The sequence below is a fragment of the Pseudarthrobacter sp. MM222 genome, from assembly GCF_947090775.1.
Taxonomy (GTDB): domain Bacteria; phylum Actinomycetota; class Actinomycetes; order Actinomycetales; family Micrococcaceae; genus Arthrobacter.
In genome coordinates, this window is record NZ_OX352321.1 from 2,180,541 (window position 1) to 2,203,721 (window position 23,181).

Annotated in this window: 20 protein-coding genes and 1 tRNA gene; 13 read left to right on the top strand and 8 right to left on the bottom strand. The window is 67.2% G+C overall.

Features of this window, described 5'->3' with window-relative positions; all coding sequences use genetic code 11:
- Positions 1 to 41 precede the first annotated feature (41 nt).
- Genes OM977_RS09850 through OM977_RS09860 form a run of 3 tightly spaced genes read right to left on the bottom strand, consistent with a single transcriptional unit; the run spans position 42 to position 2,287 of the window.
- Positions 42 to 1,148 carry a glutathione S-transferase family protein gene (locus tag OM977_RS09850; protein WP_264353804.1) on the bottom strand — a complete coding sequence of 369 codons (1,107 nt, stop codon included), beginning with the start codon at positions 1,146 to 1,148 and terminating at the stop codon, positions 42 to 44.
- Between the two features lie 9 nt (positions 1,149 to 1,157).
- Positions 1,158 to 1,937 (bottom strand): M50 family metallopeptidase, encoded by a 780-nt coding sequence (locus tag OM977_RS09855; protein ID WP_264353805.1) that lies wholly within the window; start codon positions 1,935 to 1,937, stop codon positions 1,158 to 1,160.
- Positions 1,934 to 2,287, bottom strand: coding sequence for a TraR/DksA family transcriptional regulator (locus OM977_RS09860; RefSeq protein WP_264353806.1), 354 nt, complete (start codon positions 2,285 to 2,287; stop codon positions 1,934 to 1,936). Before OM977_RS09860 ends, OM977_RS09855 begins: the two co-directional genes overlap by 4 nt.
- A gap of 210 nt (positions 2,288 to 2,497) precedes the next feature.
- Between OM977_RS09860 and OM977_RS09865 the strand changes: the two genes are divergently transcribed.
- Genes OM977_RS09865 through OM977_RS09875 form a run of 3 tightly spaced genes read left to right on the top strand, consistent with a single transcriptional unit; the run spans position 2,498 to position 5,872 of the window.
- Positions 2,498 to 3,145 carry a hemerythrin domain-containing protein gene (locus OM977_RS09865; RefSeq protein WP_264353807.1) on the top strand — a complete coding sequence of 216 codons (648 nt, stop codon included), beginning with the start codon at positions 2,498 to 2,500 and terminating at the stop codon, positions 3,143 to 3,145.
- 9 nt (positions 3,146 to 3,154) lie between these two features.
- Positions 3,155 to 5,356 carry a 4-alpha-glucanotransferase gene (malQ, locus tag OM977_RS09870; protein WP_264353808.1) on the top strand — a complete coding sequence of 734 codons (2,202 nt, stop codon included), beginning with the start codon at positions 3,155 to 3,157 and terminating at the stop codon, positions 5,354 to 5,356.
- A 54-nt stretch (positions 5,357 to 5,410) separates the two neighbouring features.
- Entirely contained in the window at positions 5,411 to 5,872 is a 462-nt protein-coding gene (locus tag OM977_RS09875) for a GatB/YqeY domain-containing protein (RefSeq protein WP_264353809.1), read from the top strand.
- A gap of 165 nt (positions 5,873 to 6,037) precedes the next feature.
- Here the strand turns inward: OM977_RS09875 and OM977_RS09880 are convergent, their stop codons facing one another.
- Positions 6,038 to 8,332 carry a fibronectin type III domain-containing protein gene (locus OM977_RS09880; protein WP_264353810.1) on the bottom strand — a complete coding sequence of 765 codons (2,295 nt, stop codon included), beginning with the start codon at positions 8,330 to 8,332 and terminating at the stop codon, positions 6,038 to 6,040.
- A gap of 445 nt (positions 8,333 to 8,777) precedes the next feature.
- Positions 8,778 to 8,860, bottom strand: a tRNA-Leu gene (locus OM977_RS09885).
- A 153-nt stretch (positions 8,861 to 9,013) separates the two neighbouring features.
- Here OM977_RS09885 and OM977_RS09890 point away from each other — a divergent pair.
- Positions 9,014 to 10,318, top strand: a complete 1,305-nt coding sequence (locus OM977_RS09890; RefSeq protein WP_264353811.1) for a M20/M25/M40 family metallo-hydrolase — start codon at positions 9,014 to 9,016, stop codon at positions 10,316 to 10,318.
- 37 nt (positions 10,319 to 10,355) lie between these two features.
- Positions 10,356 to 11,519, top strand: a complete 1,164-nt coding sequence (locus OM977_RS09895) for an acyl-CoA dehydrogenase family protein (RefSeq protein WP_264353812.1) — start codon at positions 10,356 to 10,358, stop codon at positions 11,517 to 11,519.
- A gap of 76 nt (positions 11,520 to 11,595) precedes the next feature.
- Here OM977_RS09895 and OM977_RS09900 read toward each other — a convergent pair whose 3' ends face one another.
- Positions 11,596 to 11,829, bottom strand: a complete 234-nt coding sequence (locus tag OM977_RS09900) for a DUF5703 family protein (RefSeq protein ID WP_264353813.1) — start codon at positions 11,827 to 11,829, stop codon at positions 11,596 to 11,598.
- A gap of 39 nt (positions 11,830 to 11,868) precedes the next feature.
- Between OM977_RS09900 and OM977_RS09905 the strand changes: the two genes are divergently transcribed.
- Positions 11,869 to 12,135, top strand: coding sequence for a hypothetical protein (locus tag OM977_RS09905; RefSeq protein WP_264353814.1), 267 nt, complete (start codon positions 11,869 to 11,871; stop codon positions 12,133 to 12,135).
- Between the two features lie 58 nt (positions 12,136 to 12,193).
- Here OM977_RS09905 and OM977_RS09910 read toward each other — a convergent pair whose 3' ends face one another.
- Positions 12,194 to 13,129, bottom strand: a complete 936-nt coding sequence (locus tag OM977_RS09910) for an aldo/keto reductase (RefSeq protein ID WP_264353815.1) — start codon at positions 13,127 to 13,129, stop codon at positions 12,194 to 12,196.
- Positions 13,130 to 13,181: 52 nt separating this feature from the next.
- Between OM977_RS09910 and OM977_RS09915 the strand changes: the two genes are divergently transcribed.
- A complete protein-coding gene (locus OM977_RS09915; protein ID WP_264357373.1) occupies positions 13,182 to 14,015 on the top strand; it encodes an undecaprenyl-diphosphate phosphatase in 834 nt (277 codons plus the stop codon).
- A gap of 15 nt (positions 14,016 to 14,030) precedes the next feature.
- The gene (gene mshC / locus OM977_RS09920) at positions 14,031 to 15,311 is read left to right on the top strand and encodes a cysteine--1-D-myo-inosityl 2-amino-2-deoxy-alpha-D-glucopyranoside ligase (RefSeq protein WP_264353816.1); all 1,281 of its coding nucleotides are present in this window, start codon (positions 14,031 to 14,033) and stop codon (positions 15,309 to 15,311) included.
- Here mshC and OM977_RS09925 read toward each other — a convergent pair.
- Entirely contained in the window at positions 15,308 to 16,213 is a 906-nt protein-coding gene (locus OM977_RS09925; RefSeq protein ID WP_264353817.1) for a PAC2 family protein, read from the bottom strand. The genes mshC and OM977_RS09925 overlap by 4 nt on opposite strands.
- 173 nt (positions 16,214 to 16,386) lie before the next feature.
- On the opposite strand from OM977_RS09925, the gene OM977_RS09930 reads away from it, so the two are divergent.
- The 5 genes from OM977_RS09930 (at position 16,387) to dop (ending at position 23,114) form a co-directional block, all read left to right on the top strand.
- Positions 16,387 to 17,136, top strand: coding sequence for an HAD family hydrolase (locus tag OM977_RS09930; RefSeq protein ID WP_264353818.1), 750 nt, complete (start codon positions 16,387 to 16,389; stop codon positions 17,134 to 17,136).
- The gene (locus OM977_RS09935) at positions 17,129 to 18,328 is read left to right on the top strand and encodes a site-2 protease family protein (protein WP_264353819.1); all 1,200 of its coding nucleotides are present in this window, start codon (positions 17,129 to 17,131) and stop codon (positions 18,326 to 18,328) included. The genes OM977_RS09930 and OM977_RS09935 overlap by 8 nt, the downstream gene beginning before the upstream one ends.
- 124 nt (positions 18,329 to 18,452) lie before the next feature.
- Positions 18,453 to 19,559 (top strand): tRNA (adenine-N1)-methyltransferase, encoded by a 1,107-nt coding sequence (locus OM977_RS09940; protein ID WP_264353820.1) that lies wholly within the window; start codon positions 18,453 to 18,455, stop codon positions 19,557 to 19,559.
- A gap of 82 nt (positions 19,560 to 19,641) precedes the next feature.
- Positions 19,642 to 21,444: a proteasome ATPase gene (gene arc, locus OM977_RS09945; protein WP_264353821.1), complete on the top strand. Its 1,803-nt coding sequence runs from the start codon at positions 19,642 to 19,644 to the stop codon at positions 21,442 to 21,444.
- Positions 21,441 to 23,114 carry a depupylase/deamidase Dop gene (gene dop / locus OM977_RS09950; protein WP_270102919.1) on the top strand — a complete coding sequence of 558 codons (1,674 nt, stop codon included), beginning with the start codon at positions 21,441 to 21,443 and terminating at the stop codon, positions 23,112 to 23,114. The genes arc and dop overlap by 4 nt, the downstream gene beginning before the upstream one ends.
- The last annotated feature ends 67 nt before the right edge of the window (positions 23,115 to 23,181 follow it).

The following is a 23,181-nucleotide window of genomic DNA, read 5'->3' on the forward strand; positions in this document are numbered from 1 at the left end:
TTTCCGGACGGCCCTGGAAAGGCGCTGGGCGCGCCATCCGCTTAGGCCGCCCCGTGCCCGGGGGCTACCTCTTCGCCCGCCCGCACCGGTCCGGGCGGGGTTCCGTCGCCGAAGGGCCGGCCGCCGAGCGCTTCGCGGCCATGGTCGGTGAGCCAGTTGCCCAGCCCCGGACCCTTCGGGACAATCCCGGTGGGGTTGATGTCCTCGTGGACGATGTAATAGTGCTGCTTGATCTGCAGGAAGTCCGTGGTGTCACCGAACCCCGGCGTTTGGAACAGATCCCTGGCGTAGGCCCAGAGCACCGGCATTTCGCTGAGCTTTTGCCGGTTGCACTTGAAGTGGCCGTGATAGACGGCGTCGAAGCGGGCCAGGGTGGTGAAGAGCCGGACGTCGGCCTCGGTGATGGTGTCGCCCACGAGGTAGCGTTGTCCGCCGAGCCGGTCCTCGAGCCAGTCCAGGGCGGTCCAGAGCCGGTCGTAGGCTGCGTCATATGCTTCCTGCGAGCCGGCAAAGCCGCACCGGTACACGCCGTTGTTGACTTCGGTGAAGACCCGCTTGTTGACCGCGTCGATTTCGCCCCGCAGATGCTCTGGGTAGAGGTCCGGGGCGCCGGGACGGTGGTAGGCGGTCCACTCGGTGGAAAAGTCCAGGGTGATCTGCGGGAAGTTATTGGTGACCACCTGACCGGTTGGCACATCGACCAGGGCCGGGACGGTAATACCGCGCGGATAGTCCGGGAACCGGCGGAAGTAGGCGTCCTGGATCCGCTCCATGCCGAGGACCGGATCCTTGCCGTCGGGATCCAGGTCAAAGGTCCAGGAGCGCGCGTCATGCGTGGGGCCGGGCTGCCCGAGCGAGATGACGTCCTCCAGGCCCAGCAGCCGGCGCACAATCACCGTCCGGTTTGCCCAGGGGCAGGCGCGGGCTGCGATCAGCCGGTACCGCCCCGGTTCCACCGGCCAGCCGGGCTCTCCGTTGTTGCCCGGCGTTCCGTCCTTTGTGATCCGGTCCTCGATGTAGTTCGTGTCCCTGGTGAATTCGGCTCCGCCCGTGACGTAGGCACCGAGGGTGCTGAACCCCTGGTCATCGGCGTTGGCGGCGCCGTGGCCTGCGCTGGCGGGGTTCTTGCTCGTGGATGTCTGGCTCATGGTCCCAGCCTATGCCGCCGGAACGCCCGGACCCAGCAGCGCGGCGAGGACCTGCGCCATCGGCTGCCACGCAAACCACCAGGCGCCAGCCACCACGGCGGCGAAGAGCGCGAACCACACGACGGCGGGAATTGAGGTGGTGCGGGAAAGCAGATAGGCGTCCGACGTCGGCAACCGGTCCCGGCGCCGCAGATGGACGTTCGCAAGCTTTGCGAGGTCCCGGACGGCGGCCACCAGCAGCGCGAGGCCGAGGACGATCATGACATGGCCGGTGAAGTCCGGGGGCACGAACAGTACGAGGAGCGCCGCGGCCAGCACGGCCGCCGCGGTGATCAGCAGCCCCGCGCCGTTGCGGATGAACACAAAGGATGCCAGCAGCAGCAGAGTTCCAACCGACATCGCGGCCGGACCCCAGCCGTTGAACCCGCACCAGACCATGGCCGCCCCGACGACGGCCGGCACCGGATAACCCCAGAACGTGGACCAGGCGGCGGCGAGCCGGCCCCGGCTGTACGTCGTCGTCGTGCCGGAGTGGTCCAGGCTCAACCGGATGCCGCCGAGGCGCTGGCCCGTCATGAGGGCCGCGAAGGCGTGGCCCAGTTCGTGGGTCGCGGTGGCCAGCAGGCCAAAGTAGCGCCAGGTAGCGCGAGGCAGCGACAGCGCGACGGCAAGGAGCACCACCAAAGCCAGCTCGGTGCCGGTGACGTGGGGGAGGGTCGACTGGCTGAAGCCGGAAATGATCCGGTCCCACCAGGTTCCGGCAGGGTTGTCCCAGAGGGGATTCGTCATGCCCTGCCCGTGGTGTGTCGGATGCAGTACGGCGTCCAGGGCCTCGCCTCCAGGCGTCCCTCGCCGATCTCTTCGCCGCAGACTTCGCAGATGCCGTAGCGGCCGGCATCAATGCGCGCCAGGGCCGCGTCGATGTGGGCCAGCCCCGCCGTGCTCTGCTCCAGCAGGGCGGCGGCCTGCGAGAGTTCGAACGCTATCGTTGCCCCCTCCGGATCGTGCTCATCGTCCACGTTGGAATCCTGCCTGGCGGCATTGACAGAAGTGATGTCCCGGCGGAGCGCGGGGAGGAGGGCTAGTTTCCGGAGGCGCTCCTCGTCAAGGAGTAGCCGGAACCGTTCGACGTCGACCATAGGCTGCAAGGCTAGCGCGGAACTCCCGGCTTCGTCGAAAGTGCAGGTCGACAGTGCAGGTGGGGAGCGGTCAGGTCCGGACAGGAACTGTGCTGACCCAAGTCGGGCCGAAAGGCCCGCCCGCCACGGACCGCCCGGCCGTACAGTGGGAAAACCAGCAGGTGTGCGGAAACTGATACTGTGCCGCGTTCGGATCAGGGAGGCAGCCACATGGACGGGTCCGCGCCACTAAACGGCGAGTCACTAAAAACCGAGTCACTAAAAACCGGGCCACAAATCACCGGGCCACTTAGCACCGGACCGCCCAGTGCGGACGTCCCCAACAGGGAGTCCGGGAACGCGGCGGCCCGGGACGCCGGCGGGGAGGCCTCGGCGCTGGAAGCGGTAGAGAAGCACCATGACAGCATGCTCAAGCGGCTCGACGCCCTGGTCTCGGTGCTTACTCACGCAGTCAAGGCGGGGAACGCGGTGGCCGAGCACGACGCCCATGGGGTGTTGCTGGAATGGTGCGAAACTGAACTGCTCCCGCATGCGCTCGCCGAAGAAGGGCCCCTCTACGGTGGTGTGGGGCGCGGGCCGGAGGGACGTCTGCTGGTGGCGGCCCTGCTGGCGGAGCATCAGGCCTTCGTGGGACTGATCGAGGAGTTGCGCGGCGCCAATGGGGTCGATGCCGCGGTGACTGCCGGTGCCATCCGGAACATCTTCGCCGGGCACCTGGACAAGGAGAACCGGCTCCTGCTGCCGCTTATCGTCGCGTCGCCCGGCTTGTCCCTGGCGCAGGCCGTGGAAGGCCTGTCCGAACTCGTCGGGGAAGCCCATGTACATCAATCTGGCGCCGGACGCGGGGGCAGCGTCTAGAGTGTCCCCATGGCGGATGCTACGCACCACGACAACACGGACATCACAGGCGGGCTGCTGCGGGAGCTTGCGGCGGCCCATGGAGTAGGGACCACGTTCCGTGGCTGGGACGGCGTCGAACGCTCCGTCCAGGACACCACGCTGCAAGGTGTCCTGGCGGCGCTGGGCGTCCCGGCCGCGGGACCGGAGGAGATGCAGCGATCGCTGCACGAGTCGCGGCTGGCACCCTGGCGGCGCCTGCTGCCGCCCGTCGTCGTCGTCCGGCATGGTCAGGAAGCCCATGTCGACGTCCACGTTCCGCACGGGGGCCAGGTTAGCGTCTGGATTGAGGCCGAGGACGGCAGCCGGCACGAGGCCTTCCAGCGGGACAACTGGGAGCCGCCCGTCGACGTCGACGGCGTCCTGACCGGCCGCGCGTCATTCGCGATTCCAGCTTATCTTCCCCTCGGCTGGCACACTCTGCAGGCTGACGCCGAAGGCGTCCTCGCCCAATGCGCCCTCGTGGTCACCCCGCGGCGGCTGGGCACCACCGAGGCGCTCGCAGGCCGACGGAACTGGGGGCTGACCGCGCAGCTGTATTCCATTCGCTCCTCCCGGTCCTGGGGAATCGGCGACCTCGCCGACCTTGCCGACCTTGCCACCGTTTCCGGGCAGGAGGGTGCAGGCTTCGTGTTGGTCAACCCGCTTCATGCAGCCGAGCCCCGGCCCCCCGTCGAAGACTCTCCCTACCTGCCCACGACGCGACGCTTCTTCAACCCGCTCTACCTCCGGGTGGAGGAGATCCCCGAATTCGGCTACCTGGACCGGGCCGGACAGGCGGAAGTCCAGCAACTGGCCGAACAACAGCGCTCCGCCAACAGCTCAACCGCTCTGCTGGACCGGAATTCGAGCTACGCCGCGAAACTGGCCGCCCTTGAGCTGGTCTACGCCGTGCCGCGCGGTCCCGCAAGGATACGATCGTTCGCCGACTTCTGCGCCGAACAGGGACCGGGACTCGACGACTTCGCGCTCTGGTGCGCGCTGGTTGAGGAATTGCCTCCCGGAGCTCCGGAGTGGACGACGGCGGCGTCCGCACCGGATACCGCGTACTGCACGGAGCAGCGGGCGCTACTGGCCGACAGGATCGACTTCCACCGCTGGATGCAGTGGAACTGCGACCGGCAGCTGGAAGCGGCGCAGCGCTCGGCCAGGGAATCGGGCATGGAAGTCGGCGTCATCCACGATCTCGCCGTGGGCGTGAAACGGGGCGGAGCTGACGCCTGGTCGCTGGCCGGAGTGCTGGCCCGGGACGCCACCGTCGGCGCGCCGCCGGACGTGTTCAACCAGCAGGGGCAGGACTGGACCCAGCCGCCCTGGCACCCGGGACGACTCGCAGAGTCCGGTTACGCCGCCTACCGGGACATGCTCCGCACCGTGCTGCGCCACGCCGGCGGGATCCGGGTGGACCACATCCTGGGCCTGTTCCGGCTTTGGTGGATCCCGGCGGGAGCCGGACCGGAGCAGGGCACCTACGTCTACTACGACCATGAGGCGCTCATCGGCATCCTCGCCCTGGAGGCACAGCGTGCGGGGGCAATTGTGATTGGGGAGGACCTCGGCGTCTTCGAGCCCTGGGTCCGGGACTATCTGGCTGAACGCGGGATCCTGGGCACGTCAATCCTCTGGTTCGAGCACGATGCGGACGGCCCGATCCCGCCGGAACGTTACCGCCAACAGTGCCTGACCAGCGTCAACACCCACGATCTGCCGCCGACGGCGGGCTACCTGGCCGGCGAACACGTCACCCTGCGCGAGTCCCTGGGGCTGCTGCAGCGTCCGGTCGTCGAGGAACACGCAGAAGCCGCCGCCGAGCAGGAGGCAGTGCTGGCCCTCGTCCGGGAGCGCGGACTCCTGCCGGCTGCCGGGTCCCCGGGCGCAGGACAGGATGTGGCGGCGACGGTTGAGGCCCTGTACGCCTTCACCGCGCTGGCGCCGTCGTCGCTGCTGGGCGTGGCCCTGGTGGATGCGGTCGGCGAAACCCGCACCCAAAACCAACCCGGAACTTCCAGCCTGCAGTACCCGAACTGGTGCATACCGCTGGCCGGACCCGCTGGCCCGGTGCTGCTCGACGACCTGCCGGACAATCCGGGGTTCCTTTCCCTGGCCCGCACGGTCCGCACGGCACTGCTTGCCGGATCCCCCGGGGAGTCCATCTCCGCGCCAGCTCCGTAGCGGCAGGAGCCTGTCTGCTTGGGCGCCGTTCGTCTCAATGAAACGAGGAATACCATGTCACTGAAAGAGCGTCTGAAGGATGACGTCGTTGCCTACATGAAGGCCGGCAACAAAACTGCGCTGACGACTGTCCGCAACGTCCTGGGCGAAATCAACACCCGCGAGAAGTCCGGCAAGGCGCCCGTCGAACTGGACGACGCCCAGGTGACGTCGCTGCTGCAGAAGGAGGCGGCCAAGCGCCGCGACACCGCCCGCATCTACATCGAGGCGGGAGAGGCCGAGCGTGCCACTGCCGAGGTGGCCGAAGCGGAGATCATCGAGGCGTACCTGCCCAAGGCACTCACCCGCCCGGAAGTCGAAGCGATCGTTGACGAGACCATCTCAGTGTTGAAGGCCGATGGCCAGGAGCTGTCGATGCGTTCCATCGGCGTCGTGATGAAACCCGTCACCGCCAAAGTTGCTGGCCGCTTCGACGGCAAGACCGTCAGCGAGATTGTCCGCAGCCGCCTGGCGTAACCGCTGCGACGGGCCCCGGTAGTAATCGCCGCCAACGGGGACATCAGGCAATTCAGCACTGAAGTCCGGTAGCCTCCGGTCTTGCGCCGGATGCCACCGGACTCCTGTGGTTACTCCGCGGGCGGTTCGGGGCCGCCCGCGGAATCTTTCACGCTCCCATGGGGGCTATTTATTGACCGTGAGCGTAGGCCCGGCGGCGCCTCCCACGGTGGACTCGATCCAGAGCGTGCCCGGGTTGCTGGTGCCGGCCGCGGCGTTCCTCAGCCTCAGGGACCAGACCCCACCGATGGCCGGCGGCGCCGCTGCGGTGACGGCTACCTGACCCAACACGCGGCCGCCAGGGCCGCCTGCACGGACGCTGACGATGCTGCCGACGACTGTGCCGGTGCCTTCCACCCGAAGGTCGCCCGTCTTCCATTGGGCAAGGGCGATAGTGACCTTGTCCGGAGCCGGCGACACCTTGACCTCATCGCTGCGCACGGTTGTGCCTGCAGTGACGGTCAGCCTGAACATGAGCGGCTTGTTGGTCATGGGGTAGTTGTAGAGCGGCAGGACAAACGTCGGCGTCAGGGTGGTTCCTCCGGTCAGCGTGACCTTGTCCGGATCGGTGGGGCCGGCCAGGACCTGCTCCCACGTGTAGGTAGCGCCGGCCACGGTGGATTTGCTGCCGTCCAGGGTGACCGTTGTTGCGGTGGTGCGCCGTGCGACGGTCTGGTCGGTTCCAGCGTTCGCTACCACGGCGCCCTGGATGGTTACCGTCTCGCTCTTGGCCGAGTCGAGACCGGTGCCGTACTTATTGGTTGCATTGACGGTGAAGTAGTACGCACCGTCAACGGTGAGGCCGTCGTAAGAGAGGTTGGTGACGTCGCCGGCCACCGTCTTCGGCGCGCCGAAAGCTGCGCCGTCGGCGCTGTAGGCCTGGACTGTGTAGCCGGTGATGCTCAGTTCCGGCGATCCGGGGTCCGGGGCGGTCCAGGACAGGGATGCCGTGGCCAGGCCTGCGGTCGGTACGCCGGAGAAGGCCGGGGCCGACGGGACGGGGTCATCGGTGATCGTGAACGTGGCCGTTGTGCTCTCGGAGACGTTTCCGGAGGGATCGATGGCGGCGAAGGTCAGCGTTGTGGTTGTGGCGACGTCCAGCGGCGCTGTGTAGCGCGTGGCGGCGTCGGTGGTTCCGCCCGCAATGAACGGGTCTGTTCCGTCGGTGGTGTAGTAGATGTCACTGCCCGCCTCGTTGGCCGTCAGCGTGACTTTTTGCGCCTTGGAAAAAGTGCCCCCGTTGGAGGATGCCGTCACGGTCGGGGGTGTCATATCCGTCTGCGGGATGGCGTGAATGGCGGGGAAGGTTGGGCCGGTGCTGCTTTCGGCCACGACGTAAACGTCGTAGCTTTCATTGGCGTCCAGGCCCGTGATGGTGGTGCCCGCGGCCGACTGGCCGGTGATCCGCTTGCCGATTTCCATCTGCTCGTTGCTGTGAACGGTCTGGGCTACCGCGGTGGCGCGGTAGCCGGTGATGGCGGGCGTGCCCGGCACGGCCTTGGCCGGCGTCCACGTCAGTTTCAGTCCGCCGGGTACCTTGGCCGCCAGCACGTCGGTGGGACCTGCAGGTCCTGACTGCAGCGGTCCGTTGGGGCAGCCACCCATGCCGGGGCCGCCGGCTTCGCCGAACTCGGCGATGGTCAGGCCCTGGCGGTTGGCGTCCGAGTCCTCCGCTTCCCAGGACATGGCGCGTTCACCGCCGGCACTATCTGCGATCTCGGCAGCCGCGGCATTGTCAAAGACATACGTCGCGGTGAAGGTCTCGGAGCCGTCGGTGTCGAATTCCAGGCTCGACTGGTAGCCGCCCCTGGGTGCCGGGGTCAGGGGTCCCGGAAGAGCCCGGACGTCCCGCCGCCCGACAGCAGTATCCTTCAGGGCTGGCTCGATGATGCGCTGTTCCAGCTGTGCCCGGTTGACGCCGCTGCCAATGTGCCCCTTGACCGTCAAGGTGTTGCCGTTCCGGACGGAGTCCCCGGTGACGTACAGGTCCTGCACTTTGGTTTCGCCACCATCCGTGGCGCCGAACTTGATGGAGACGGTGTCGCCCGGCCGGATATCGGGGGTGACATTCAGCCCCGTTCCCGCACCCCAGCAGTAGCCGCCGGGGTGGTTGATTTCGAAGGCCACGTCCCCGGCCTGGACCACGCCCTTGGCCGAGCCGATGACACCGGCCCCGGAGCGGCGAACCTCCACGGTAGCCGTTTCACCGATGTGGTCCTGATAGCCCTCAATCGTGACGAAGTCGCGGTCGGGAAAGACGACGAGGTTGTCAGGAAAATTGGGAACCGCTGCGCTGGCCGCGGGAATGGCGAAAAGAGAAGTGGCACAAATGACGGTTGAGACAGTGGCGATGATTCCGGTCCGGGCATTGCGGGGGACGCGGAAGCGGGGTTCTCCTGGTTCGTGTTTTGCAGTTTGCATGATGGCCTCATCGATCCGGGATGCGTGAGAAGGTCACGCCCGAAGTCAGGATCAGTCGCCAGCCTTGGAGAAATACTGTTCGCCCTGCGCCGTAGCCGGCCTGGCCGCGCCCTGGCTTCTCCCGAACTCCGAAAACCGCACGGGAAGTTCCGATGTGGTCCCTCACCAGCAGAAGCGCCGACTCCGGGCAGGGGGCGGACTCCCAAGGTTTAGTCCAAGGTCCGGAACGCAGGCCTAGGCAATCTCCAAGGTGGGAACTGCGGCGTCGGCTGCATACGGCCCTCCCGGCCGGGAGGCGGATGCCGGAGTGCCGGGACCTGGCCGGCCCCGCACTGCTTGGCAGCGGTACGCCCAGTGAGCCAGACGCTTTTGCGCCAAAGCGGGACCCGTGGGCGGGTACAAAAAAACACCCTGGAATCCTTGGATTCCAGGGTGTTTCCTGTTGTGCGCGGAGGGGGACTTGAACCCCCACCCCCTTTCGAGGACTAGCACCTCAAGCTAGCGCGTCTGCCATTCCGCCACCCGCGCAGGTGGTAATTCGGAGAGGATTACCGCCTTTCAGCGTTTCGCTTTTCTCCGAAGCAGCGAGAAAGACTCTAGCATGAAGTTTCCGGAAACAAATAATCGGGGCTTGTGGGTAGGCTGAAGCCAGCAATCAGCCCCCGCCACAAGGAGTGCCCCATGACTGAAATCCGGCCCGAGGACGAAGTTGTTCGGATCTGCCAGGAACTCATCCGGATCGACACCTCCAACTACGGCGACGGAACAGGTCCGGGGGAGCGCGCGGCGGCTGAATACACCGCAGGGCTGATGACCGAGGTAGGGCTGGAGGCCGAAATCTTCGAGTCCGCTCCCGGCCGCGCCAGCGTGGTGACGAGGATGGCGGGGGAGGACTCATCCGCCAGCGCCCTCGTGGTGCACGGGCACCTGGACGTGGTTCCGGCGCTTCGTGACCAGTGGTCCGTTGACCCCTTCGGCGCCGAACTCAAGGATGGCCTGATCTGGGGCCGCGGCGCCGTCGACATGAAGGACATGGACGCCATGATCCTTGCGGTGCTGCGCAGCTTCGCCCGCACCGGCCGCAAGCCCAAGCGGGACCTGATCTTCGCGTTCTTCGCCGACGAGGAAGCCGGCGGCAAATACGGTGCCCACTACGCCGTTGACAAGCGGCCGGACATCTTCACGGGCGCCACTGAGGCCATCTCCGAAGTCGGCGGCTTTTCTGCCACCATCGGCGGCCAGCGCACCTACCTGCTGCAGACCGCCGAGAAGGGCCTCTCCTGGCTCCGCCTCGTGGCCCACGGCCGAGCCGGCCATGGCTCGCAGATCAACACGGACAACGCCGTGACCCGGCTCGCCGGCGCCGTCTCACGGATCGGCGAATACCAGTGGCCCGTGGAACTGACCCCCACTACCCGGCAGTTCCTGGACGGCGTGACTGAACTCACAGGCGTGGAGTTCGACCCCGATGACCCGGACAAGATCCTGAAGGAACTCGGCACTGTCGCCCGCTTCGTCGGCGCGACACTGCAAAACACGACCAACCCCACCCTGCTCAAAGGCGGCTACAAGCACAACGTGATCCCCGAATCGGCCGAGGCCCTCGTGGACTGCCGGACCCTGCCGGGCCAGGAACAGCAGGTCCTCGAAATCGTCCGCGAACTGGCCGGGACCGGCGTCGACGTCAGCTACGTCCACAACGACGTCTCCCTGGAGGTCCCGTTTGCCGGCAACCTCGTCGACTCGATGATCGATGCCCTGCACTCCGAGGACCCCGGCGCCAAGGTCCTGCCCTACACGCTCTCCGGCGGCACCGACAATAAGGCCCTGAGCCGGCTCGGCATCACCGGCTACGGCTTCGCCCCGCTCCAGCTGCCGGACGACCTCGACTTCACCGGAATGTTCCACGGCGTCGACGAGCGCGTCCCCGCCGAGTCCCTGAAGTTCGGCGCCCGGGTGCTGGACACGCTGCTGACCAACTACTGACCGCTGGGCTTCAAGCACCGAGCGCCGGAAGGCCACAATGAACCCTGCCGACATCCTGCCCGACTCCCTGCTGGACCGGATCCGGAGCCGCGCCGCAGGCTACGACCGCGAGAATGCGTTCTTCCAGGAGGACCTGGAGGAGCTCGCCGCGGCGGGCTACCTGAAGATCTTTGTTCCGGTCTCCGACGGCGGGCTGGGACTGGGACTCGCGGCGGCGGCACAACTCCAGCGCCGGCTTGCAACGGCGGCCCCTGCCACGGCACTGGCGATCAACATGCACCTGGTCTGGACCGGCGTGGCGCACGTCCTCGCGGCCCGGGGGGATTCCTCCCTTGAGTTCGTCCTCCGGGAAGCGGCGCAGGGCGAGATCTTCGCCTTCGGAAACTCCGAAGCGGGCAACGACTCGGTGCTGTTCGACTCCCGCACCGCAGCAATCCCGCAAGCGGATGGCGGCTACTCCTTCACCGGCCGCAAGATCTTCACGAGCCTCTCGCCGGCCTGGACCCGGCTCGGAATCTTTGGCAAGGACGCGGCAGCCCGGGACGGCGAAGGGGAACTGGTCCACGGCTTCATCACGAGGGACACGCCCGGCTACGAGATCCTGGACGACTGGGACACCCTGGGCATGCGGGCCAGCCAGTCCAACACCACGGTGCTGGACGGCGCCGTCGTCCCGGCGGACCGGATCTTCCGGAAGCTGCCGGTCGGCCCCAACGCGGATCCGCTGATCTTTGCGATTTTCGCCTGCTTCGAGACACTGCTCGCCGCCGTCTACACCGGCATCGGCGAACGTGCGCTCCTGCTCGGCGTCGAGGCGGTCAAGCGCCGGACCTCGCTCAAGAACGGCGGGCGCAGTTACGCCCAGGACCCGGACATCCGCTGGAAAGTGGCCGAGGCGGCGATGGCCATGGACGCGCTGTATCCGCAGCTGTCGCGGGTAGCCGCGGATGTGGACGAACTCGCCGAGCACGGCAGCCAGTGGTTCCCGCAGTTGGTGGGAGTCAAGGTACGGGCAACGGAAACGGCGCGCACCGTGGTGGACCTGGCCATCCGGGTCTCCGGCGGTTCAAGCTACTTCCGCGGTTCAGAACTCGAGCGGCTGTACCGTGACGTGCTGGCAGGCATGTTCCACCCCTCCGACGACGAGTCGGCGCACAACACGGTGGCGAACGCCTGGCTGGGACCGCTGGAAACGGTGTAGCAGGGGCCGGGCGACGCCCGGAAATATCAGACGGTCCGCTGGACGGACATATCAGACGGTCCGCTGGACGGACATATCAGACGGTCCGCTGGACCTGGACGACCTTGCGCCGCAGCCAGAAGCGCCGTCCGCCGCCCAGATAAAGGACGCTGCGCTCCAGTTCCCACTTGCCGTACTCGGAATGCTCCACGAGGCGGCGTCGTGCTTCGACAAGGGAATCTTCAGGACTTACCGTCAGTACGAGGTACTCGTACTGCCTCAGGTAGTCCCGTTCCCGCCGGACCGAACTGCTCAGAAAATGTTCCTTCATTGCTCTCCATTTTCGTCTTTTTGCCGCTAACGTGAAGTCATGAGCATCGATCCGCGTGTCGCGCTTCAGTCCCTGACCGCCGCCTTGGAGGAACACCTGGCTGCCGCTGCGGCGCGCCGGGGCGATGGGGACCCCGCGGTCGAGGCGGCGTTCTTTGCCGTTGCTGACGCCTTTGAAGTCTATGACGATTCACTCTACGAAGCGTATGGCGAAGTTACTCCGCTTGAGGTGATCGACGACGACGGCGACGAGGACGATGAGGAAGACGTCGACGACGAGGAAGACCTCGAAATCCTTCAGGACTAGTCCCGGACGAGGTCCGTGCACCTGCAGTTCTGATATTCCGGTGTCCCGCGCGGTGTGCTCAGGCCGGGTTGGAAACGTCTTCCAGCGCCTGGGCGATCTCCGGCGGCAAGGGTGCCAGCGTTGAGTCCAGGGCTTCCTTGAGCTGCACTGTGGTGCGAGCCCCCAAGATCGCGGCGGCAACTCCATGCTGGGACAGGAGCCAGCTGAGGGAGACGTCCAGGGCCGTCCGGCCCAGTCCTTTCGCCGCCATGGCTACGGCCTCCACAACGCTGGAGGCGGCACCCTCGAGGTACGGCTCCACATAGCCGGCCAGCCGCGAATTGGCCGCCCGTGAGTCCGCCGGAATGTGCCCGCGGTATTTTCCGCTCAGCACGCCGCGGCCCACCGGCCCCCACGCCAGCAGGCCGAGGCCGGCGTCCTCGATTGCCGGAATCAGTTCGGCTTCCGGGGTGCGGTGCACCAGGGAGTATTCGGACTGGTTGGCGACGAGCGGGAACCCGGCCACCGCTGCGGCCTTGGCGGTCTGCCAACCGTTGAAGTTGGAGACGCCCACGTACCGGGCCCGGCCGGAGCGCAGGGCAAACTCGAGCGCCGAGAGGGTCTCCTCGAGCGGGACGTTGGGATCCCATGCCTGCGCGAACCAGATGTCTACGTGGTCGGTCCCAAGCCTGGCCAGGCTGGCGTCCAGCGCGGACAGCATCCCATTCCGGGAGGTGTCGACGCTCCGGCGCCCGTCCGACGTCGAAAGTCCTGCCTTCGTGGAGAGAACCACCTCGGAGCGGGCCACGACGTCGCCGAGCATGGAGCCCAGCATGGCCTCGGCCTGGCCGCCGGCGTACGATGCTGCCGTATCGATCAGGGTGCCTCCCGCGTCCACGAACCCGCGAAGCAGGCCGGAGGCTTCCTGATCATCGGTCTCCCGGGCCCAGGACATGGTGCCAAGGGCGAGGGCGGACACGCGCAACCCACTGTTGCCGACATAACGCTGCTGCATGTCAGCAAGCTTACGGGGATTCGGAATGGTTGATGACGTAGGGTCTATAAACGTGAACTGGTTTGAAGCGGCCCTGCTGGGCCTTGTCCAAGGCCTGACAGAATTCCTGCCGATCTCCTCAAGCGCCCACCTGCGGATTGTCGGGTCCTTCCTGCCCAATGCGGCCGACCCCGGCGCGGCGTTTACCGCCATCACGCAGCTTGGCACCGAAACCGCCGTGATCATCTACTTCTGGCGCGACATTGTGCGGATCGTGAAGGCCTGGTTCGGTTCGCTCCGCGGCAGGGTCTCCCGGCAGGACCCGGACGCGCGGATGGGCTGGCTGGTGATCCTGGGCAGCCTGCCGATCATCGTCCTGGGGCTGCTGTTCCAGGACCAGATCGAGTCGGTGCTCCGCAGCCTCTGGATTGTTGCCACCACCTTGATCGTGTTCGGACTGTTCCTGGCCGTCGCCGACGCCATCGGGCGCCAGGACCGCGACCTCACCCGGCTCACCTACAAACACGGCCTTCTTTACGGACTCGCCCAGGCGATGGCCTTGATCCCGGGCGTCTCACGCTCCGGCGGCACCATCACGGCAGGCCTGCTGATGGGCTACACCCGGGAGGCCGCGGCGCGCTACTCGTTCCTGCTGGCCATCCCCGCGGTGTTCGGCAGCGGCCTCTACCAGCTCTACAAGGTGGTCTCCAAGGAAGGAATCACCGGACCCTACGGCCTGCCCGAAACGGCCCTCGCCACCGTCATCGCCCTGGTGGTGGGTTACGTCATCATCGGCTGGTTCCTGAAATTCATCTCGACCCGCAGTTACCGCCTGTTCGTCTGGTACCGCATCTTCCTTGGCCTCGCGCTGTATCTGCTGCTCGGTTTCAATGTCATCAGCGCCTAGCACTAGGCTTGGGCTGTGAAGTCCTGGATCTCCCGCCCTGTTCCCCAACTCCCGGGCAGCATGCCTGCCCTCAGCCTTTTCGACACCGCCAAGGGCGGAATAGCCACCCTTGAAGCCTCGGGCGAACAGTCGTTGTATGTCTGCGGGATCACCCCGTATGACGCCACCCACATGGGCCACGCGGCCAGCTATGTTGCCTTTGACCTGCTGAACCGGGCCTGGCGGGACGGCGGGCAGCAGGTCTCCTACGTCCAGAACGTCACCGACGTCGATGACCCGCTGCTGGAGCGGGCGACGGCGACCGGTGTGGACTGGCGAGACCTAGCGGCCAGCCAGATCGAACTCTTTCAGACGGACATGGAAGCCCTCAACGTGCTGGCACCGGATCACTATATCGGCGCCGTCGAAGCGATTCCCATCATCGTTCCCGCGATCGAGGGCCTGCTGGCGCGGGGCCTCGCGTACCGCGTGCCCGGCCTCGACGGCGAACCCGACGGCGACGTTTATTACGACGTCGAAGCCGCCGGCAAGCACGCCCCGGAGGTCGACGACGCGTGGACGCTGGGTGCCATTTCCGGCCTGTCGGACGCCGAGATGCTGGAACTTTTCGCCGAACGGGGCGGGGACCCCGGCCGTGCCGGCAAGCGCCAGGCGCTGGATCCGCTGCTGTGGAGGGTTGCCCGGTCCGGGGAACCAAGTTGGCCCGGCGGCGGGCTGGGGGAGGGGCGTCCCGGCTGGCACATCGAATGCACCGTCATCGCCCAGAAGTACCTTCCGGCGCCGTTCACCGTTCAGGGCGGCGGTTCGGACCTGATTTTTCCGCATCATGAGATGGGTGCAGGCCATGCCTACTCCCTGGCCGGCGTGCCGCTGGCCCGCCATTTCGCCCATGCCGGGATGGTCGGGCTCGACGGCGAAAAAATGAGCAAGTCCAAAGGCAACCTTGTCCTGGTTTCCCGGCTGCGCGCCGACGGCGAGGAGCCGGGCGCGATCCGTCTGGCTATCCTGGCCCATCATTACCGCACGGACTGGTCCTGGACCGACGCGGGATTCACCGAGGCCAAGGAGCGGCTTCGTAACTGGCGCGAGGCTCTGTCGCAGGCACCGGAAGGTTCGGCCGCCCCGCTCGTCGCCCGGATGCGGGATGCGCTGTCCAACGACCTCGATGCCCCGGGTGCTCTCACGGCCGTTGACGACTGGGCCCGCGCGGCCCGGCAGGGCGGCGGCAACGCCGCAGCCGGAGACGCAGCCCTCGTGAGCGACGCCGTCAACGCGCTGCTCGGCGTCGAGCTCTAAGGCTTGTCCTTGCCGCGGCGCTTGAGGTAACGCTCAAACTCGCGCGCGATCGACTCACCGCTGGCCTCGGGAAGGTCGGCGGTGTCCTTCGCTTCCTCCAGCTGGCGGACGTAGGCGGCGATCTCGGGGTCCTCGGTAGCCAGCTCGTCCACGCCGCGCTCCCACGCGTCCGACTCCTCGACCAGCTCCTGGGTGTCCAGCGGAACCTGGAGCAGTTCCTCGATGCGGTGCAGCAACGCCAGTTGGGCCTTGGGCGAGGGCGCCTGCGCCACGTAGTGCGGCACGGCCGCCCATAGGGACACGGTGGGCAGCCCGGCCAGCAGCGACACCTCCGCCAGGACTCCGACGATCCCCACCGGACCTTCATACTGCGAAGCCTCGAGGTTCATCCGCTCGCGCAGGGCCGCGTCGTCAGTGGAGGCGCTGACCGGGATCGGCCGGCTGTGCGGTACGTCAGCGAGCAGGGCGCCGACCAGGATCACGTAATCCACAGCGAGGGCCTCCGCGTGGACCAGCAGTTCAGCGGTGTAGGCGCGCCATTTATAGGACGGCTCCGTGCCCTGGACAAATATGACGTCCACGTTGGAGTCCGGCACGCTGGCCTTGAAGATCCGGGTGGACGGCCACTTGATCTTCCGCTCCCCGGAGGAGGTCCGGCGGATCGTCGGGCGGGTGAACTGGAAGTCGTAGTACTCGTCGGCGTCGATCGATCCGGCTTTCTTGCCGCCCCACAACTTGTTCAGGTAGCGCAACGCGTCACTTGCGGCCTCACCGGCGTCGTTCCAGCCTTCGAAGGCGGCAAGCATCACAGTGATGCGCTGACCCTCGGGCACCGGCTGCAGAAGCCGCTCCGGCTCGGGCACGCCGCCCGCCTCCGTTGTGTCTCCCTCGAAGCTATTCATTTCTTCACCCTACGTCCAAGCACCCGGCCCCCGCATGGAATGAAGCGCCGGAAATCCTGCGTGCCGGGTGAATCCGGCTCCGGCGGGGGCGCCGACTGGCCGTATATTCGCCGTGGGCGTACTAGGGCAACGGAAAACCGGCCCTGTCCCGGCCGCACCGTAGACTTAAGGGCATGCGATCCTCAGCTCCCCAGCCCCCGCTCAAAGCCGCGCTCTGGGACATGGATGGCACCATCGTCGACACCGAGCCGTACTGGATTGAAGCCGAACACGCGCTCGTCGCCGCCCACGGCGGGGAGTGGTCGCATGAGAAGGCCACACAGCTCGTGGGCCAGTCCCTGATGTTCTCCGCCGGGATACTGCAGGAAGCCGGCGTGAAGCTGGAGCGCCGCGAAATCATCGACATCCTCACGGCACACGTCATCAGCCGGGTCCGGACGTCGGTGCCCTGGCGTCCCGGGGCCCGCGAACTCCTCGACGAGCTCCACACCGCGGGCATCCGCTGCGCCCTGGTCACCATGTCCGAAGCCCCGCTGGCCCGCGAAATCGTAGCCAGCCTGCCGAAGCCCTACTTCGACTTCCTCATCACGGGGGACACCGTGACGCAGGGCAAACCTCACCCCGAGGCCTACCTGAAGGCCGTCGCGCTCCTCCAACAGGCAGATCCGGCGCTCGGCCTGCAACACTGCGTGGCGCTCGAGGACTCGGCACCCGGGGTGGCGGCGGCGGTGGCCTCCGGGGTATCGACGGTAGCCATTCCGCACATCGTCCCGCTCCCGGCTGATCCGCGCCACGCCACCTGGGAAACCCTGGCCGGGCGCACCGTGGCCGACCTCGAAGAACTCGTGGCCCTCGGCCAGGAGTTCCCGGACGCTACGTTCGGCCTGGACCGCGCCACCGCCGGGAGCCTCGCCGGTGACTGACACGGACACCCACGGACAGCCCGGACGCTTTCTGTCCACCCGCAAAGACGGCATCCCGCTCGGCCGGATCGCCGGGATCCCCGTGGTCCTTGCCTACTCCTGGTTCATCATCGCGGCGTTCACCGTGATCGTCTACGGGCCCGTCCTCCTTCGCAACAACCCCGCCCTTGGCCTTGGCGCCTATGTCGTGGCGTTCGCCTACGCCGTGTTGCTGCTGATCTCGGTGCTGGTGCACGAACTGGCTCACGCCCTGACTGCCAAGGTCTACCACTGGCCCACCGAGAAAATCGTCCTGAACCTCTGGGGCGGCCACACCCAGTTCGAGAGTTTCACCGCCTCCCCGGGCCGCTCCGTCCTGGTGGCGCTGGCCGGGCCGGCTGCCAACTTCGTGCTGGCCGGGGCCGGCTGGGTGCTGCTCACCGCCGGCAACCTGAGCGGCGTCGCGGACATCCTGGCCAACATTTTTGTCTGGGCCAACCTGTTGATCGGCATCTTCAACGTCCTGCCGGGGCTGCCCCTGGACGGCGGCCGGCTGGTCGAATCCGCGGTCTGGAAGGTGACGGGCAGCCAGGAGAAAGGCACCGTGGCCGCCGGCTGGGGCGGCCGGATCATCGTGATCACGCTCGTGGTGTGGTTCGTCGCCCTGCCCCTGCTCAGCGGGGAACGCCCGGATGTCTCCCTCATGCTCATCACGGTCCTGGTGGGCAGCTTCCTCTGGATGGGCGCGACGGCGTCGATCCAGCAGGCGCGCCTGCGGGGCCGGCTGCATCTCGTACATGCCGGTTCCCTCGCCGAGCCTGCCGTCGGGCTGCCGGAAACAGCCACGGTCGCCGAACTGGAGCGCCTGCTGCGTTCCGCCGACGGTTCCCCGCCCGCTGTCGTGCTCTACGGCCCTGACGGTCGTCCGGTGGCCGTGGTCGACGCCGGTGTTGCGGCCACGGTGCCACCCGACGCCGTTGCCAGCACACCGCTCACGGCCGTTTCCTACGCCCTTGGCGACGGTGCCTATGTTCCCGAATCATCCCAGGGGCAGGAGCTGCTCCAGTACCTGGCCCAGCTCGACGGCCAGGCATACGCCGTCGTCAGCCGCGACGGCACGGTCACCGGGCTGCTGCGTCAAGCCGCGGTCCTGGACGCCATCACCGGTAAGAGCCCCCGCGGCAGCGGGCGGATGTACGGCAAGAACGGGTAGAGTTACCTGCCGGCCGTGAATTTTCCGGCCCTGGGCGCACGTCCCCAGGCAAAGACCCAGGCACTAGCAGCCGTGCCGCCTGCACATCGCGGCCACACAGCTTTACAGGAGTAAGGACATCTTCATGAGCAGCGACACCGCCGCCAACACCAGCCCGGCTGACACCGGGGCAGCCGAGAGCACAATAGCCAGCAGCGAAGTGGGCCCGGCCAGCACGACGGCCGCCACGTCCCCGGTGCCGGTCGGCGCCGCCCGCCGCCGCGGCCCGTTCCGCGAAGGGGAGCGCGTGCAGCTCACTGACGAACGCGGCCGGATGAACACCATCAGCCTCGAAGTGGGCGGCGCCTTCCACACGCACCGCGGTTTCCTGAACCACGACGAGATCATCGGCCAGCCGGACGGCTCCGTCGTCGTGAACAACGTCGGCCAGCAGTACCAGACCCTGCGGCCGCTGCTGTCGGACTTCGTGCTCTCGATGCCCCGCGGCGCCGCCGTGGTCTACCCCAAGGACGCCGGCCAGATCGTCACCATGGCGGACATTTTCCCCGGCGCCCGCGTGGTGGAAGCCGGCGTAGGTTCCGGCGCGCTGTCCATCTCGCTGCTGCGCGCCGTCGGGGACAACGGCTACCTGCACTCCTTTGAACGGCGCGAGGAATTCGCGGACATCGCCCGCGGCAACGTTGAAACGATCTTCGGCGGCCCCCACCCGGCCTGGAAGATCTCCCTTGGCGATTTCCAGGAGGAAGTCGTCCGCAGCGAGGAGCCGGGCTCCGTGGACCGTGTGGTCCTGGACATGCTCGCCCCCTGGGAATGCCTCGACGCCGTCGCCACGGTCCTGGCCCCGGGCGGCGTCTGGATCAATTATGTCGCCACTGTGACGCAGCTGTCCCGGACCGCCGAAGCAATCCGGGCCGATGGCCGTTTCACCGAACCCGATGCCTGGGAATCCATGGTCCGCGGCTGGCACCTCGAGGGCCTGGCCGTCCGCCCGGACCACCGGATGGTCGCGCATACCGGCTTCCTGCTCGTCACCCGGCGGCTGGCCGACGGCGTCACCGGCATCTCCGTCAAGCGCCGTCCCTCCAAGACCGACTTCAACGAAGAGGACGTCAACGCCTGGACCCCCGGCGCCGTAGGGGAGCGCGCCGTCTCGGACAAGAAACTGCGCCGCGCCGCCCGGGACGCCATCGCCGGAACCAACGTCAAGGATGACCCGGAGGTCACGAACTAGTCCAGATTTCGGAAGTCTTCCCGCGTCACCGGCTTCTTGGGGCTAATGTCTTAATAGCAGCGCAGGAAGGGGATGATGCACGATGGAGACTCCGAACACTGACCCGGACCGCACACCGGCGGACGATGCAGCAGAGACGGCGGCACGGTCGGCGGCACAGGGTGCCGACGGCGACCGCTACGCCGCGAACGAGCTGTCCGTGGCCGAACGGCAGGTCAATATCCTCCGGGACAAACTCCGGCATATTGACCGGCAGCTTGCGGCCGCGACGCAGAACAACTCCAAGCTCGTGGCAACGCTGGAGGCGGCCAAGGCTGAAATCCTCCGGCTCAAGAACGCCCTCGACCAGGAGGGCCAACCTCCTTACAGCTTCGGCACGGTGCTGCAGCTAAACCCGAGGCGGCTGCCCACGGCCGGCAACAGCGGCCAGGCGGCCACCGAGGAATCCGTGGACATCTTCAATGCCGGGCGCAAGATGCGGGTGGGCATCAGCCCGCTGGTCAACATGAACCAGCTCGCGGTCGGCCAGGAAGTCCTGCTCAACGAGGCGTTGCTCGTGGTGGCGGGCCTGGGCTACGAACGGGCCGGGGACCTCGTCACGCTCAAGGAGATGCTGGGCTCGGACCGTGCCCTGGTGGTGGGCCGTGCAGACGAGGAACGCGTCATCCGGCTCTCCGGCGCCCTGATGACCCAGAACCTCCGGGTCGGCGACGCGCTCTCCATCGACTCCCGCACCGGCTACGCGCTGGAGAAGATCCCGCGCTCGGAAGTGGAGAACCTGGTCCTCGAAGAGGTTCCGGACATCACCTACCAGGACATCGGCGGGCTGGGGCCGCAGATCGAGCAGATCCGCGACGCCGTCGAACTGCCGTTCCTGCATCCGGACCTGTACCGGGAGCACGGGCTCAAGGCGCCCAAGGGCATCTTGCTGTACGGCCCGCCAGGCTGCGGAAAGACGCTGATCGCCAAAGCCGTCGCCAACTCCCTGGCGGCACGGGCGGCCGAGCGCACCGGCAAGACGGACATGAAGAGCTACTTCCTGAACATCAAGGGGCCGGAACTGCTCGACAAGTACGTCGGCGAAACCGAACGGCACATCCGGCTGATCTTCGCCCGCGCCCGGGAGAAGGCATCCGAGGGCAGCCCCGTCGTCGTGTTCTTCGACGAGATGGACTCGCTGTTCCGTACCCGCGGCACCGGCATCTCCTCCGACGTTGAAACCACGATCGTTCCGCAGCTGCTCAGTGAGATCGACGGCGTGGAGCGGCTGGACAACGTGATCGTGATCGGCGCCTCCAACCGGGAGGACATGATCGATCCGGCTATCCTGCGGCCGGGCCGGCTGGACGTGAAGGTGAAGATCCAGCGCCCCGATGCCGAAGCCGCGGCGGACATCTTCAACAAGTACATCACCGTCGACCTGCCCTTCCACCAGTCGGACCTGGCCGAACACGACGGCGACGTGCAGGCCACGGTGGACGCCATGGTCCAGCGGACGGTCGAGGCCATGTACTCCACCGACAAGTCCAACGAATACCTCGAGGTGACGTACGCCAACGGCGATACCGAGATGCTCTACTTCAAGGACTTCAATTCCGGCGCCGTGGTGCAGAACGTGGTGGACCGGGCCAAGAAGTACGCCATCAAGGACCTGCTCACCATCGGCCAGAAGGGCATCCGGATCGATCATTTGCTGCGCGCCGTCGTCGACGAATTCCGGGAGCATGAGGACATGCCGAACACCACCAACCCGGACGACTGGGCACGGATCTCGGGCAAGAAGGGGGAGCGCATCACCTACATCCGCACCATCGTCCAGGGCAAGGCGGGACAGGAGCCCGGGAAGTCCATCGAGACGATGCCCAGCACGGGCCAGTACCTATGACGGCTGCTGCGACCGGCCGGCCGGCCGACGTTTCCGGAGGACTGCCCGTCGGCGGTGCCATGAGGGTGATGGGCTCGGAGACGGAATACGGCATCCATGCGCCCTCCGCCCCCGGCGCCAACGCCACCATGATGTCCGCCCGGGTGATCCAGGCCTATGCCCAGGTGACGCGGCAGCGGGCCGCAGGCGGCGCCGAGACGCGCTGGGACTACACGGACGAAGAGCCGCTGCACGACGCCCGGGGCTGGACCCTGGAGCGGAGCGCCGCGGACCCGGAGCAGCTGACCGACCAGCCGCCGGTGCTGGACGCCGAAGCGGTCGCCCTGGCCTACGGACGGGCCGAGCTGGAGCACGACGGCGAGGATGAATCCGGCACCCTGCTGATGAACATGGTGCTGGGAAACGGCGCGCGGCTCTACGTCGACCACGCCCATCCCGAGTACTCCAGCCCGGAGGTGACCAACCCACGCGACGCCGTCGCCTGGGACGCCGCCGGCGACCTCGTGGCCCTCGCCACGGTGCGCCGGCTGGCCAGCGACCCGGACCTGCCGCCGATCAATCTCTACAAGAACAACACGGACAACAAGTCGGTGTCCTACGGCTCCCACGAGAACTACCTGATGCCCCGCAACGTGCCCTTCGGCGACATCGTGCGTGGCCTGACCCCGTTCTTCGTCACCCGCCAGATCATCTGCGGCTCCGGCCGGGTCGGCCGGGGGCAGGACAGCTCCCGTCCCGGCTATCAGATCAGCCAGCGCGCTGATTTCTTCGAGACCGAGGTGGGACTGGAAACCACCATCCGCCGGCCGATCATCAACACCCGCGACGAACCCCATGCCACAGCCGACAAGTACCGCCGGCTCCACGTCATCATCGGCGACGCCAACCTGAGCCAGACGTCCAACTACCTCAAGTTCGGCACCACCGCAATGGTCCTGAGCCTGATCGAGGCCGGCCTGGCCCCGCGCGTGGAAATCCACGAACCGGTCGCGGCGCTCCAGGCCGTCAGCCACGACACGTCCCTTACGGCAACTGTGCGCCTGCTCGACGGGCGCCGGATCACTGCCCTGGACCTTCAGTGGATCTACTACGAGGCAGCCGCAAAGCACGCCCAGGACACCGGGGTTGCCGACGCCGTGGACGGCGACGGGCACACCCACGCCGTGCTGGAGCGCTGGTCCGCCACGCTCACCGAGCTGGGCAACGACCGGACCGCGGCCGCCGCCTCCGTGGAGTGGCTAGCGAAGCTCTCCCTGCTGGAGGGTTACCGGGAGCGTGACGGACTGGACTGGGATAACGCCCGGCTGGGCCTGGTGGACCTGCAATGGGCGGATATCCGGCCGGAGAAAGGCCTCTACTACCGGCTCCTGGCCCGGGACCGGATGAAGCGGATCGTCGACGACGCGAGAATCCAGCGGGCCGTGACCGAACCGCCGTCGGACACCCGTGCCTACTTCCGGGGGCGCTGCGTGAGCCGCTTCGGGACCGACCTCGTCGGGGCCAGCTGGGACTCGGTGATCTTCGACGTCCCCGGCCGCGGCAGGCTCCAGCGCGTACCCACCCGTGAGCCGCTGCGCGGAACCGAGGCCCTTACCGGCGCCCTGTTTGCCCGTCACCGGGAGGCCGGACCGTTCCTTGCCGAACTCCTCGGACTAAGCCCCGGTTCCTAGGAACAAAGGCCCCCGCCGACGCCTTCGGCGTGGCAGTATTGCTACAGGATGTCCCTTTCGAAAAGTG

Bases quoted from the DNA above. Each gene is read 5' to 3' on its own strand.
- OM977_RS09850 (WP_264353804.1), bottom strand. From the start codon at position 1,148: ATGAGCCAGACATCCACGAGCAAGAACCCCGCCAGCGCAGGCCACGGC.
- OM977_RS09855 (WP_264353805.1), bottom strand. From the start codon at position 1,937: ATGACGAATCCCCTCTGGGACAACCCTGCCGGAACCTGGTGGGACCGG.
- OM977_RS09860 (WP_264353806.1), bottom strand. From the start codon at position 2,287: ATGGTCGACGTCGAACGGTTCCGGCTACTCCTTGACGAGGAGCGCCTC.
- OM977_RS09865 (WP_264353807.1), top strand. From the start codon at position 2,498: ATGGACGGGTCCGCGCCACTAAACGGCGAGTCACTAAAAACCGAGTCA.
- malQ (WP_264353808.1), top strand. From the start codon at position 3,155: ATGGCGGATGCTACGCACCACGACAACACGGACATCACAGGCGGGCTG.
- OM977_RS09875 (WP_264353809.1), top strand. From the start codon at position 5,411: ATGTCACTGAAAGAGCGTCTGAAGGATGACGTCGTTGCCTACATGAAG.
- OM977_RS09880 (WP_264353810.1), bottom strand. From the start codon at position 8,332: ATGCAAACTGCAAAACACGAACCAGGAGAACCCCGCTTCCGCGTCCCC.
- OM977_RS09890 (WP_264353811.1), top strand. From the start codon at position 9,014: ATGACTGAAATCCGGCCCGAGGACGAAGTTGTTCGGATCTGCCAGGAA.
- OM977_RS09895 (WP_264353812.1), top strand. From the start codon at position 10,356: ATGAACCCTGCCGACATCCTGCCCGACTCCCTGCTGGACCGGATCCGG.
- OM977_RS09900 (WP_264353813.1), bottom strand. From the start codon at position 11,829: ATGAAGGAACATTTTCTGAGCAGTTCGGTCCGGCGGGAACGGGACTAC.
- OM977_RS09905 (WP_264353814.1), top strand. From the start codon at position 11,869: ATGAGCATCGATCCGCGTGTCGCGCTTCAGTCCCTGACCGCCGCCTTG.
- OM977_RS09910 (WP_264353815.1), bottom strand. From the start codon at position 13,129: ATGCAGCAGCGTTATGTCGGCAACAGTGGGTTGCGCGTGTCCGCCCTC.
- OM977_RS09925 (WP_264353817.1), bottom strand. From the start codon at position 16,213: ATGAATAGCTTCGAGGGAGACACAACGGAGGCGGGCGGCGTGCCCGAG.
- OM977_RS09930 (WP_264353818.1), top strand. From the start codon at position 16,387: ATGCGATCCTCAGCTCCCCAGCCCCCGCTCAAAGCCGCGCTCTGGGAC.
- OM977_RS09940 (WP_264353820.1), top strand. From the start codon at position 18,453: ATGAGCAGCGACACCGCCGCCAACACCAGCCCGGCTGACACCGGGGCA.
- arc (WP_264353821.1), top strand. From the start codon at position 19,642: ATGGAGACTCCGAACACTGACCCGGACCGCACACCGGCGGACGATGCA.
- dop (WP_270102919.1), top strand. From the start codon at position 21,441: ATGACGGCTGCTGCGACCGGCCGGCCGGCCGACGTTTCCGGAGGACTG.